Annotated in this window: 14 protein-coding genes; 13 read left to right on the top strand and 1 reads right to left on the bottom strand. The window is 38.8% G+C overall.

Annotated features, from left to right (window positions below):
* The first annotated feature begins 286 nt into the window (after positions 1-286).
* From paaA to Q0371_RS03610, 10 genes are all read left to right on the top strand, one after another.
* On the top strand, positions 287-1,204 hold the full coding sequence (gene paaA / locus Q0371_RS03655) for a 1,2-phenylacetyl-CoA epoxidase subunit PaaA (RefSeq protein WP_298468547.1): 918 nt from the start codon (positions 287-289) through the stop codon (positions 1,202-1,204).
* Between the two features lie 16 nt (positions 1,205-1,220).
* On the top strand, positions 1,221-1,565 hold the full coding sequence (gene paaB / locus Q0371_RS03650) for a 1,2-phenylacetyl-CoA epoxidase subunit PaaB (protein WP_169358240.1): 345 nt from the start codon (positions 1,221-1,223) through the stop codon (positions 1,563-1,565).
* Entirely contained in the window at positions 1,562-2,365 is an 804-nt protein-coding gene (paaC, locus tag Q0371_RS03645; RefSeq protein ID WP_298468398.1) for a 1,2-phenylacetyl-CoA epoxidase subunit PaaC, read from the top strand. Before paaB ends, paaC begins: the two co-directional genes overlap by 4 nt.
* A 26-nt stretch (positions 2,366-2,391) precedes the next feature.
* Positions 2,392-2,892 carry a 1,2-phenylacetyl-CoA epoxidase subunit PaaD gene (gene paaD, locus Q0371_RS03640; RefSeq protein ID WP_298468395.1) on the top strand — a complete coding sequence of 167 codons (501 nt, stop codon included), beginning with the start codon at positions 2,392-2,394 and terminating at the stop codon, positions 2,890-2,892.
* Positions 2,893-2,905: 13 nt separating this feature from the next.
* Positions 2,906-3,208 (top strand): EthD family reductase, encoded by a 303-nt coding sequence (locus Q0371_RS03635; protein ID WP_298468392.1) that lies wholly within the window; start codon positions 2,906-2,908, stop codon positions 3,206-3,208.
* Positions 3,208-3,981 carry an enoyl-CoA hydratase-related protein gene (locus Q0371_RS03630; RefSeq protein WP_298468389.1) on the top strand — a complete coding sequence of 258 codons (774 nt, stop codon included), beginning with the start codon at positions 3,208-3,210 and terminating at the stop codon, positions 3,979-3,981. The genes Q0371_RS03635 and Q0371_RS03630 overlap by 1 nt, the downstream gene beginning before the upstream one ends.
* 15 nt (positions 3,982-3,996) lie before the next feature.
* On the top strand, positions 3,997-4,770 hold the full coding sequence (locus Q0371_RS03625) for an enoyl-CoA hydratase-related protein (protein WP_298468386.1): 774 nt from the start codon (positions 3,997-3,999) through the stop codon (positions 4,768-4,770).
* 12 nt (positions 4,771-4,782) lie between these two features.
* A complete protein-coding gene (locus Q0371_RS03620; RefSeq protein WP_298468383.1) occupies positions 4,783-6,300 on the top strand; it encodes an aldehyde dehydrogenase family protein in 1,518 nt (505 codons plus the stop codon).
* Between the two features lie 73 nt (positions 6,301-6,373).
* A complete protein-coding gene (locus Q0371_RS03615; RefSeq protein WP_298468380.1) occupies positions 6,374-7,234 on the top strand; it encodes a 3-hydroxyacyl-CoA dehydrogenase in 861 nt (286 codons plus the stop codon).
* A gap of 2 nt (positions 7,235-7,236) precedes the next feature.
* A complete protein-coding gene (locus Q0371_RS03610) occupies positions 7,237-8,439 on the top strand; it encodes an acetyl-CoA C-acyltransferase (RefSeq protein WP_298468377.1) in 1,203 nt (400 codons plus the stop codon).
* Between the two features lie 94 nt (positions 8,440-8,533).
* On the opposite strand, the gene Q0371_RS03605 is transcribed toward Q0371_RS03610, so the two are convergent.
* Positions 8,534-9,964, bottom strand: coding sequence for a DHA2 family efflux MFS transporter permease subunit (locus Q0371_RS03605; protein ID WP_298468375.1), 1,431 nt, complete (start codon positions 9,962-9,964; stop codon positions 8,534-8,536).
* A gap of 166 nt (positions 9,965-10,130) precedes the next feature.
* Between Q0371_RS03605 and Q0371_RS03600 the strand changes: the two genes are divergently transcribed.
* The 3 genes from Q0371_RS03600 (at position 10,131) to Q0371_RS03590 (ending at position 12,040) form a co-directional block, all read left to right on the top strand.
* The gene (locus Q0371_RS03600) at positions 10,131-10,673 is read left to right on the top strand and encodes a TetR/AcrR family transcriptional regulator (protein WP_298468372.1); all 543 of its coding nucleotides are present in this window, start codon (positions 10,131-10,133) and stop codon (positions 10,671-10,673) included.
* A 201-nt stretch (positions 10,674-10,874) separates the two neighbouring features.
* Positions 10,875-11,756, top strand: coding sequence for a phenylacetic acid degradation operon negative regulatory protein PaaX (gene paaX, locus Q0371_RS03595; protein WP_298468369.1), 882 nt, complete (start codon positions 10,875-10,877; stop codon positions 11,754-11,756).
* A 92-nt stretch (positions 11,757-11,848) separates the two neighbouring features.
* Positions 11,849-12,040 (top strand): hypothetical protein, encoded by a 192-nt coding sequence (locus tag Q0371_RS03590; protein ID WP_298468366.1) that lies wholly within the window; start codon positions 11,849-11,851, stop codon positions 12,038-12,040.
* The last annotated feature ends 130 nt before the right edge of the window (positions 12,041-12,170 follow it).

Here is a 12,170-nt window from a genome sequence, read left to right as displayed (position 1 = left end):
AATTTAAAGGATACTATTAATCTGTAATAAAAGTATCACATAATTTAAGTTTCGCGTATGTTATTTGTTATATAAATGCTGGTTACTTGTAGAGACTAATAAAATGAAAATTTATTAATAGTTATTGGGGTATAAAGCATATGTTACTTGTGAATTAAAGCATGTTATATAACTTTTATTTTGAGTCGTTTTTATGGTGTTATGAGTTATTTTCGTAAAGCATAGCTTAAATAAAGGAGGAATGTAAGTGAGCGTAGTTCTAACTTCACAAGAAGAGCAGCAGAGAATGGATCGTTTTATGGAACGAATTGAAATGGGAGATAAGATTGAAGCCGATGATTGGATGCCAGAGGAATACAGAATCACATTAATCAAATTAATCTCTATGCATGGGATGAGTGAAATAATGGGGGCTCTGCCAGAGAAGGAGTGGGTGCCACGTGCTCCTTCTCTATCTAGAAAGCTTGGCATTATGGCTAAAGTCCAAGATGAAATGGGTCATGGTCAGCTGTTACTTAGGGTGACAGAGGATTTGCTAAAGCCTTATGGTAAAAATAGAGCTGATTTGATGCAGGATCTCTTTAAAGGAGATCTAAAGTTCCACAATGTCTTTCATATGGGGACAAAAACTTGGGCAGATGCGGGGATTATCGGCTGGCTTGTAGACGGAGCGGCTATAATCACCCAGACAAATATGCTGGGTGCATCGTATGGTCCGTACTCAAGAGCGTTGCAGCGAATTTGTGCCGAAGAGGTATTTCACGCTCAGCATGGAGAATCGATTATCATGGCTCTCGCTGAAGGTACAAGCAAACAAAAAGAAATGATTCAAGAAGCCCTTAACCGTTGGTGGGAGCCACTCCTTATGTTCTTTGGCCCCGCATCAAAGGAAACTACTGGTTCCTCTAAACAGGATTTAACGATTAAATACAAAATAAGAACGAAAACAAATGAAGAATTTAGACAAATCTTTTTTGATAAATACATCCCTAGAATTTTATCCTTGGGGCTGACTGTTCCTGATCCAACCTTAACATTCGATAAAGAAACTAATACGTGGATATACCAGCAGCCTGATTGGAATGAATTTAAGAAAATTATTAAAAACGGTGGTCCTAGATCAGAGGCACGCCTAAATTTAAGAAGAATCTCATATGAAAATAATGCATGGGTCCGTGATGCGCTTAGTGCGACAGTAAGCTAAGGAAGGAGCAGCTAATATGAAAGAAGAAAATTTTTATCAAGAATATGAAATATTTAGCAAACGAACCCCAAGCTCAGCTTTTTTACATCAGTTTAGTTTACTCGCTCCGAATGAAGATATGGCTTTTATAATGGCTCAAGAAAACTTTATGAGACGAGAGCCAGTAGCTGACATATGGATCGTCAATCGCAAGCATATCCGTAAGCTTGACCTAGAGGAGAAGGAAACGTTAGCAAGACTAGACAACAAGGATTATCGCACGACAAAGGGGTACGGGTACCTAAAGAAAAAGTGGCGACACTATGAGCAGCAAATATTAGATGAAAAAGAAATATTATCTTGGGGAGGAGATCGGAAATGACTGTTGATATGAGCAAGGAACATAAGGAAGCTATCGCCAGCTTGCTTTTTCAGCTAGCAGATGACGATTTTATGTATGCGTATCGTGGATCAGAGTGGCTAGGCCTCGCTCCTCATATAGAAGAGGACGTCGCTTCCTCATCCATTAGCCAGGATAGTATGGGGCATGCCGTCATGTATTACAACCTACTTGAAGAATTGGGATTGGGGAATGCTGATGATCTTGCTCATCTGAGGGAGTCCAGTAAAAGGAAGAATAGCATACTGACGGAAAGAGCCAACGGAAAAGGCTCGTACATGGAGATTCCACAATATGACTGGTCTTTACAAGTAGTCAGAAGCTATTTTTATATTACTGCCAAAAAGGTTAAAGTCGATTCCTTGTGTGCTAGTTCATATATTCCTTTGGCTGAAATTGCTAAAAAGGTAAAGATGGAAATTTACTACCACCGGTTGCATTGGGAAACATGGTTTAAGCAATTATTGAATTCAACCGACTTAGCTAAGCAGAAAATGACAGATGCAATAATGCTAGTGAGTGATGACTTTGCTGATTTTTTCTCCTATGGAGTAGACAAGGAGATTATAGAAAAGCATCAGTTAATAGAACCAGAAAACTTATTAATGGAAAGATGGTTACAAAGCGTAACTCCTACCTTTGAATTTCTTCAGCTTGCTAAGCCAAGCATATCTACTGTTCCAAATAAAAATGGTCGCAATGGAGTGCATTTGAAGGACTTAGATGAGGCGATTGAAACTCTTTCAGAGGTATATAGGATGGATCCGGCGGCTTCCTGGTAAGGCTCAAATGAAAAGAGGTGACAAGAGTGACCCAAAGCTTAATAGTTTTAAAGGATTTAGTGATCAATGCCCTTTATGAAGTAATGGATCCGGAGATAGACTCGGTTAGTATTATGGATCTTGGTATGGTGGAGGAGATAAAAATAGATGGTGGGAAAGTTCATATCCATTTATTGCCTACCTTTTTAGGCTGTCCTGCGTTAGAAATTATTAAAGGCAATACTAGGGCTGCAATCGAGCGAGTACCAGGTGTACTGGGAGTGGAGGTAGATTTTATTTTTCATCCTCCCTGGACTTCGGAAAGGATAACAAAACGAGGGCATGAAAATCTAAGGAAGTTTGGCATAGCACCTCCTCCTATATTTAAGGAAGGAGAAGATGTGTGGCAGGTGGACTGTGCTTATTGTGGGTCAACCTATACTACCTTAGAGAATCTTTTTGGTCCAACGGCTTGTAGAAGCATTTTGTACTGTAAAAACTGTAAAAACGTATTTGAAGCAATGAAACCAATCTCTACTATTATGTAAAGGAGGATTATGAATGGCTAAATTAGTCGCAATGTATAAGCACCCAGAAAACAAAATGGAATTTGATGAACACTACTTTAATGTACACGCTCCAATTACACAAAAAATCCCAGGTCTACGAGAAATGAAGGTAACTAAGTTTACTGGTTCTCCAATGGGAGGAGAGTCAGAATATTATTTAATGTGTGAAATGATCTATGATGATATGGATTCCTTGAAAGCTGGACTAAAATCAGCTGAAGGAAGGGCTTCAGGAAAGGATTTAATGGGATTTGCAGGAGACTTAGTTACGCTAATGATAGGCGAGGATGCATAATGTCCTTCAACTTCATTGAAACAAGCATTAAGGATCATATTGGGTTAATCGAATTAAATCGTCCAGATCGGCTCAATTCACTAAATAGAAAAATGGTTAGTGAAATAATGGATGCACTGCTAGCATTTGAACTCGAAAAAGAAGTTCGGGTTATTGTCATAACAGGAAGAGGCAGGGCATTCTCGGCTGGTGCTGATATTGAGGAAATGATGGAGGACGATCCAATCAGTCTTGAGTTACTAAATCAATTTTCTGATTGGGATCGTATAGCTACTGTTAAAAAGCCAATTATTGGAGCGGTCAAAGGATTTGTCTTTGGTGGGGGCTTTGAGCTTGCACTTGCTTGTGATCTCTTGATAGCAGCCACAGGAACGGAGTTTTCATTCCCAGAGGTAGGACTTGGTGTAATGCCGGGCGCTGGTGGAACCCAAAGATTGACGAAGCTAGTCGGTAAAACAAAAGCACTAGAATGGCTTTGGACCGGGGAAAGAATCCTAGCAGCCACGGCTCTCGACCATGGCATTATCAACAAAATAGTAGCGAGCGAGCTACTTATGGAAGAAACTATGAGGCTGGCCCAGAAACTTGCTAAACAACCGCCTATTTCTCTCCGTCTCATAAAGGATTCCGTTAACAAGGCGATAGATTACTCCCTCCATGAAGGTATGCAATATGAAAGAAAAAACTTTTATTTGCTATTTGGTACCGAGGATCAAAAAGAGGGAATGAATGCATTTATGGAAAAAAGAAAACCGAACTATCAAGGGAAATAGCGAGGTGTTGAGAGTATGTATGAGACGATTAAGTTTGAAGTGAAAAATGGAGTAGCGTGGATTACACTTAACAGACCAGATAAGCTAAATGCTTTTACCTCAGAAATGAATAGAGAACTTAAGGCTATCTTTAAATCGGTATCAGCTAACGAGAAAGTACGATGTATCGTGTTAACTGGAGAAGGAAGAGCATTTTGTTCAGGGCAGGATTTAGCTGAAGTAGATGATCAGATGGATCATGGTAATCTACTCAGAGAGTCCTATTATCCAATGCTTCTCCAGTTACGGCAATGTGAAAAGCCAGTAGTAGCTGCAGTTAATGGAGTAGCGGCAGGAGCAGGTTTTAGTCTGGCTTTAGCGTGTGACTTTCGAGTGATAGCAGATAAGGCTAGTCTTATCAACGCCTTCATACATGTGGGACTTGTACCTGATTGTGGGAACCTGTATTACTTAACTAAACTAATAGGGTATGCGAAAACGTTAGAGCTATCTATTTTAGGAGAGAAGGTTACGGCACAAAAAGCAGTGGAGCTAGGTTTAGCAAACAAGGTAATACCTTTGGAAAGCTGGGAAACTGAAGTAACTAATTTTGCAGAGCATCTTGCAGCTCTACCGACAAAAGCAATTGCTCTTATAAAACAGAATTTGAAAGCGGTTTCAGATATGAGGCTAGAAGATTACTTAGAATTAGAGGCACAAACGCAGCGTATTGCCGGTCTGACAACTGATCACCATGAAGGTGTTGAAGCCTTCTTACAAAAAAGAAAACCTGTTTTCACAGGAAAATAAGGAGTGGGTACTTTGACGACTGTTAAAGACGACAAAACGGAAAAAGAAACTATTAAAAGAGAATTTTATCATTTAATAATAGATGGTGAAAAAATGAAAGGGTCGAGTGGTGAAACGATAAAAACCTACAATCCAGCAACAGGCGAACTAGTGGCAGAAGTTGCAAAGGCTTCAAAAGAGGATGCAGAAAAGGCAATAGCTGCTGCACGTCATTCATTTGATCATGGAAAGTGGAAAATGTATCCCGTTGGTCGAAGGGCACAAGTTTTAAATAAAATAGCTGCCATCATGCGATCTCGGTTTAATGAACTAGTAGAGCTAGAAATTTTAGATACGGGAAAATCACTACACGCCGCTCAGGGTCAAGTAACACAGGCAATAGAGGATTTTGAATTTTACGCAGGGGCCATTGTTGGTCATAGAGGGACGGTTAATAACGTACCCGGTCAGTTTCACAACTACACCGAAAAGGAACCCGTTGGCGTATGTGCACAAATTATACCGTGGAACTACCCACTGATGATGGCTGCCTGGAAGGTTGCTCCGGCAATTGCAGTAGGATGTTCGGTTATTGTAAAACCAGCTTCTTTAACTCCTCTTACTGCCATTATACTAGGGGAAATTTGCCTGGAGGCAGGCGTGCCAGCCGGAGTTGTTAATGTCATTCCAGGGTCTGGGGCGGATATAGGTAACTATTTAGTAGAGCATTCCCAAGTGGATAAGGTTGCTTTTACAGGGTCCACTCCTATTGGTAAGGATATTATGGGGAAGGCATCTGAAAGCTTAAAGCGAGTAACACTTGAGCTCGGTGGTAAGTCGCCTAGTCTAGTCTTTGCTGATGCAGATATAGATGCGGCAGTAGATGGCTCCTTGTTTGGTATTTTCTATAACTCAGGTCAATCCTGTGAAGCTCGTTCTCGATTGTATGTCCAAGAGGATATCTATGATGAATTTATGAGTAAGTTTGTAGAAAAGACAAAAAGGCTTCAATTAGGAAACCCTTTTGATAAAGGGACACATGTTGGGGCAATTATAGATCAAACCCAGCTGGACACTATAAATGGATATGTTCAGTCGGCAATTAAGGACGGAGCAGAGATTCTAGCTGGAGGTCATAAATGTTCTCCTAAAGGATATGAAAAAGGATTCTGGTTTGAGCCGACGATCATTACTAATGTGAATCACGACATGAACATAGTTAAGGAAGAAATTTTTGGACCTGTTGTGGTGGTAATGAAGTTTAAAGATGAAAAAGAAGCTATTAAGCTAGCTAATGATACTACTTTTGGTCTTGGCTCTGCGGTTTGGTCTAAAGACGGAGCAAGAGCAACAAGAGTAGCTAATCAAATAAAAGCGGGAATTGTAATGGTAAATTGTCCGTTTTCTGCATTTCCAGGCACTCCGTTTGGTGGCTATAAGCAGTCAGGCTTTGGCCGAGAGCTTTGTATTGAAACATTAGATTTATACTCAGAAACGAAGAGTATTTTATCATATTATGGTAGCCGTCCTTTGAACCCTTTAGGACTATAAAATAACAGGACAGGAGCTAGAGTGGTTCCTGTCCTTTTTTAGTATAGTAATAAAAAATATGGAGGTGCTTATATTGATTAACTGCATAGTTGTTGTGGGTTCTGGGGTAATGGGGCGAGGCATTGCTTACGTAGCAGCACTTTCTGGTTTTGCCGTAACGGTGGTGGACACAAAATCTACTGCCTTAGAACATGCTAAAAAAGAAATTGAGAGCTTATTTGAAAAAGGTATTAAACGACAAAAGATAACTTCTGATATGGCGGAAAAGTCTTTAAACAAGCTGAGGTATGAACAAAATCTTTCTTTTGCAGCGGAAACTGCTGACTTAGTTATAGAAGCTGTGCCTGAGCAACTAGCGATTAAGAAATCCGTCTTTGAAGCATTAGAATTGCATGCTCCGGCTAAATGTTACTTTGCTACTAATACGTCTACCATGAGTCCTACGGAAGTTGCTTCCTTTTCTAATCGTCCGGATAAAACAATTGCCATGCACTTTTTTAATCCGGTACATAAAATGCCATTAGTAGAGATTGTAAGAGGGCTTGAGACGAGTGATGAAACAGTTGCTGCTATTAAACAGGTTGCTGAGCAAATGGGAAAGGAAACGGTAGTAGTTAAAGAATTTCCAGGCTTCATAACTAGTCGAATCAGTGCTTTGGTTGGCAACGAAGCGTTCTATATGCTTCAGGAAGGAATCGGTACGCCAGAGGAAATTGATAAGGCGATTAAGCTCGGCTTGAATTATCCGATGGGTCCGTTTGAGCTAGGAGATCTCGTTGGTTTAGATACTAGACTGAACAATTTAAAATATTTACATGAAAAGCTTGGTGAAAAATATCGACCTGCCCCCCTCCTTGAACAATACGTCAAGGCTGGGCGTCTTGGAAGGAAGACAGGCAAGGGAGTATACATCTATACCAGTGAGGAGGAGTGAAGATGAAAGAGGTTGTAATAGTCGATGCGGTTCGTACTCCTATCGGGAGATATAATGGGTCTTTAAAAAGTATTAGACCCGACGATTTGGCTGCCATGGTTATTAAGGGACTTCTTGAAAGAAACGAACGCGTTCCAGTGGACCAAATAGAAGAGGTTGTCCTAGGTAATGCAAACCAAGCAGGGGAGGATAATCGTAATGTGGCAAGAATGTCCGCATTACTTTCTGGTCTTCCAATAGAGGTTGGAGGCACGACAATAAACAGACTTTGTGGTTCTGGCTTAGATGCTATCGTTTATGCCGCTCGAGCCATAGCAGTTGGCGAAGGCGATATATACATAGCTGGTGGAACAGAGAGCATGACTCGTGCCCCTTATGTAATGGCAAAGCCTATGAAAGAATTTCCCCGAGGGAATATGGAGCTTATAGATACGACAATTGGATGGAGATTTATAAATCCATTGTTAGAAGAAAAGTATGGTACCGATTCGATGCCTAAAACAGCTGAGAACGTTGCCGAGAAATATAAAATAACTAGAGAAGATCAGGACCTCTATTCCTTTGAAAGTCAGCAAAGAGCTAAAAAAGCAATGGCTGAAAATCGCTTCTTGAACGAAATAATACCAGTGAAGTATACAAATCAAAAGGGTCAGGAAGTGATCATTGATACTGATGAGCATCCGAGACCAGAAACAAGCTTGGAAAAGCTGAACAACCTTCCTCCTATTTTTAAAGGAGGGACTGTAACAGCTGGAAATGCGTCTGGTGTAAATGATGGAGCAGCAGGCTTGCTTCTAATGAGCGCAGACAAAGCGAAGGAATTAGGTTTAAAGCCTATAGCGAGGTATATTGCATCCGCTACTGCTGGTGTAGAGCCTGGTGTAATGGGAATAGGACCTGTATATGCAACTAACAAAGTACTTAAGCGCGCAGGAGTTTTAAAAGAAGAAATTGGCTTAGTCGAATTAAATGAGGCATTTGCTTCACAGTCGTTGGCTTGTATTCGGGAATTAGAACTCGACCCAACAATTGTAAATGTGAATGGTGGTGCAATCGCTCTCGGACATCCGTTAGGTGCTAGCGGAGCAAGGATAGTGACTACACTTCTATATGAGATGAGGAGAAGAGAAGTGAGATTCGGTCTTGCCACTATGTGTGTAGGCGTAGGTCAAGGTATAGCTGCAGTATTTGAAAATATACAGTAATTCTTAGTTAATAAATAAAGAAAAAGAATAGCCGAAAGCCAAAAGACCTCGTAGAGATATCTGCGAGGTCTTTTGGCTACATTAAACTACCAGATTATTTAGTTGGAACGCTCTTTTGTCTGTTAGGATAAAATACGGTGATAAGTAACGCCAGTATGGATAGTATAGTCATGAAAATATAGGCATCGCTTGAACCGTAAATGGATGCTAACGCTTTAAGCTGATCGATACCAGCTGTAGGGATTTCCTTCGAGATATTTTCGGTATGCTTTAATGACTGAACCGTGAAAATAGTAACAACAACTGCTGTTCCAATCGAGCCAGCAAGCTGACGAACCGTATTGTTAACTGCAGTACCATGTGTTATAAGCAACTTAGGCAAGGCATTTAGCCCAGCTGTATTTAGTGGCATCGTGATGAAGCTTAGCCCAATACGCAAGAAAATCGTTCGGATCATTAAAAATGTAAAGGACGTCGAATCATTTAAATCTGTTACGATCCACATGCTTGGAATAATGAATAACAATCCAGTTATAAACAATGGTTTGGCACCATACTTATCGTATAGTTTTCCTGTAACCGGTGACATGAAAGCGTTAACTAACGCTCCTGGTAATAATAATAACCCAGCATCAAGAGCTGTAAAGCCTCTACCGTCCTGCAAGTAAATGGGCAGTAAAATCATATCTGCATACATAATCATCGTAACAAGCACATTAATTATGGATGTCATAGTGAATGTCTTATTTGTAAAGACATTTAAATTGAGCAACGGATCCTCTGATCGTAATTGACGCATGCAGAAAATGTAAGTAATGACTATTCCAGCAACGATAGAGCTTATAATAATTGGATTAGTCCAGCCTTGACTGCCTGCGCTACTAAAACCGTAAAGTAAAAATCCAAATCCAAGTGTAGATAATATAACACTTAGACAATCTAGATGAGCGGTTTCCTGATCAGATATATTGATCAAGTATTTAAGTGCAAGTACGATAATAAATACGACAAAAGGCAATAAACCAATAAATAGCCAGCGCCATGAAAAGTATTCAAGTATAAATCCAGCCAATGTAGGAGCAATGGCTGGAGCGAAGATAATAGCAAAACCGATTAAGCCCATTGCACTTCCACGTTTTTCAGGTGGATATATGAACATAACAATACTCATCATTAACGGCATGATTATTCCAGCTCCAGCTGCTTGAATCATTCGACCAGTTAGAAGAATACTAAAGTTCGGAGCAAGTGCGCAAAAAATGGTGCCCAACAGCAAAAGGGTCATTGAGCTTATAAATAGCTGTCTGGTGGAGAAGCGCTTCATTAAATAAGCTGTAATTGGTATAAGTATACCATTTACTAACATAAATCCTGTCGCTAGCCATTGTACTGTACTTGGGGATACTTTAAAAACGTCCATTAAACTACTAAGCGCAACATTTAATAGAGTTTGATTTAATGTTGATAAAAAACATCCTATGATTAAAACTGTCATTAATACTTTCTTATTTATATTAGTAGGCATACAAAAATCCTTCCTATTTGACTTAATCGACACCGTGTCAATGAAGTTGATTATACCAACTATTTTTATGAAATGACATAAACAGTTTACATAATAATGTGGTTTAAACTACAATAATAGACATAGTGTCAAAGAAGTTACAGATAATAGATGGAGTGATTAAAATATGTCTACAACTAAAAAAGATCCACGAGCAATGCGATCTCAGAGGATGCTTAAAGAGGCATTAGTAGCATTGTTGAACGAAAAAACTGACCTTCAAGCGCTGACGGTTAAAAAAGTGGCAGACAAGGCCGAATTGAATCGAGCAACATTTTATTTACATTTCGTAGATTTAAATGACTTATTAAAAGATCTAGTGAAGGACATATTTTCAGATTTAGAAGAAAAGTTAAAACCCTTACTCCTATTAGAAAGCTCGAATGAACGAACTCAGTTATTATCATATTTAGACTATTTCTATAACCATCGCATCATGTTCTCCGTTTTATTTAAAGAAGACCGTTTTAAGCGCAAAATGCATAAAGAAATAAAGTCATTTATCAAAGCGCGGAGAACAACAAGACAAGTATTAGATGGGCCAGAACGTGTCTCACTGGATATACTTGCTTCTGCAATGTTTGGGGTGATTGAATGGTGGTTGGAAGAAGGTACGGAGCATAGCTCAGAATATATCGTCAATCAAATCGAATTACTATTTAGAAGATAAATTGTTTTTCTGTGTTAATATAATGGCATTTATTTTTAACGTGTTGATACAGCTAGTACTGATTCTCCAAGAATGACTAATTCAGAAAATTAAATTATTTTCAGGGAAATAATTAGTATACTCTTATAACAAATTAAAGAAAAAATTCTGAAAAAGTGATATATTATTAATTAGGTAAAATAGAAATGAGTGATTAATAACATGTCTAATACACAGTCAATGATCTTCACTGTTTATGGTGATTATATAAGGCACTACGGCAATAAAATATGGATTGGAAGTCTGATTCGCCTACTCAAGGAATTCGGACATAATGAGCAATCCGTACGCGTAGCAGTTTCTAGAATGATGAAACAAGGTTGGCTTGAGTCTGAAAAACAAGGTAATAAGAGCTATTATTATCTAACTAATCGAGGCAAAGTAAGAATGGAAGAAGCGGCAAATCGAATATTTAAGCTTATGCCTAACGAATGGGATGGGAAATGGCGTATGTTAATGTACACAATTCCCGAGGAAAAAAGACAAATAAGAGATGAGCTGCGAAAAGAGCTGCTTTGGAGTGGTTTTGGAAGTTTTTCTAGTGGATGCTGGATCTCTCCGAATAATCTAGAAAAAGAAGTAAAATTATTAATAGATAAATATGAAATACATGAGTATGTAGACTTTTTTGTATCTGACTATAAAGGTCCAAAAGAGAACCAAGCTTTAGTTGAAAAAAGCTGGCCACTTATTGATATAGAAGCAAAGTATAAAGAATTTATAACAGCTTATAGTCATCAGTATATTGTGCATCAAAGTATGATAAATGATAATAAAATGTCCTCTGCAGACTGTTTTGTAGAACGAACAAGGTTAGTCCATGAATACCGAAAGTTTCTTTTTATTGATCCTGGTCTTCCGAAGGAGCTATTGCCAGAGATCTGGAACGGAAATCATGCTGCTCTTTTGTTCGAGCAATACTATAAATTACTTGCACCATTAGCAAGTGAATTTTTTGAGGGTGTTTTCCAAGAGGATAATGATTTGAAAAGAAGAGATGAAGAATATGATGTTAATTACCATCCTCTATTAAAGGAACTCTAGGAGTAGTGTTATTTCTAATAAATAAATAAATAGTAGAAACTTCTTTAACAGTTATTCGTAAGTATATGAATACAAAATGGAGGTTTACTTAGATGATGGAATGGTGGAAGCGTAAAAAAGAGGTAAGCATTAAAAGAAAAAAGAATAAAGTCCAAGTATCAAAGTGGAGTTATTTTGATTTTTTTTTCACTTTAGCTGATATTATTATACTGCCAATTCGTTTTGTTTTTTGGATACTTCGAGGTATTGGTAGAGCGATAGGAAATCTTTTTGATGGGATATAATATGATGGAGACACCATGCCAAATGGTGTCTTTTTTAGTTGTTTAGGAAATTATAAAGTTATGAACCTGTGGGTAAATTGATGTCCAGCTTCATCGCCTTGCCCCTCGGGGTCAAATGGATAAAAGCTCC

Origin of the sequence: uncultured Psychrobacillus sp. (genome assembly GCF_938022135.1) — a bacterium.
Classification (GTDB): Bacteria; Bacillota; Bacilli; order Bacillales_A; family Planococcaceae; genus Psychrobacillus.
Note: the sequence above shows the minus strand (reverse complement) of the source record. Positions and strands in the feature narration are given on the sequence as shown.

Coding starts and splice junctions, on each gene's coding strand:
- paaA (WP_298468547.1), top strand. CDS start 287: ATGGATCGTTTTATGGAACGAATTGAAATGGGAGATAAGATTGAAGCC.
- paaB (WP_169358240.1), top strand. CDS start 1,221: ATGAAAGAAGAAAATTTTTATCAAGAATATGAAATATTTAGCAAACGA.
- paaC (WP_298468398.1), top strand. CDS start 1,562: ATGACTGTTGATATGAGCAAGGAACATAAGGAAGCTATCGCCAGCTTG.
- Q0371_RS03635 (WP_298468392.1), top strand. CDS start 2,906: ATGGCTAAATTAGTCGCAATGTATAAGCACCCAGAAAACAAAATGGAA.
- Q0371_RS03630 (WP_298468389.1), top strand. CDS start 3,208: ATGTCCTTCAACTTCATTGAAACAAGCATTAAGGATCATATTGGGTTA.
- Q0371_RS03625 (WP_298468386.1), top strand. CDS start 3,997: ATGTATGAGACGATTAAGTTTGAAGTGAAAAATGGAGTAGCGTGGATT.
- Q0371_RS03610 (WP_298468377.1), top strand. CDS start 7,237: ATGAAAGAGGTTGTAATAGTCGATGCGGTTCGTACTCCTATCGGGAGA.
- Q0371_RS03605 (WP_298468375.1), bottom strand. CDS start 9,964: ATGCCTACTAATATAAATAAGAAAGTATTAATGACAGTTTTAATCATA.
- Q0371_RS03600 (WP_298468372.1), top strand. CDS start 10,131: ATGTCTACAACTAAAAAAGATCCACGAGCAATGCGATCTCAGAGGATG.
- paaX (WP_298468369.1), top strand. CDS start 10,875: ATGTCTAATACACAGTCAATGATCTTCACTGTTTATGGTGATTATATA.
- Q0371_RS03590 (WP_298468366.1), top strand. CDS start 11,849: ATGATGGAATGGTGGAAGCGTAAAAAAGAGGTAAGCATTAAAAGAAAA.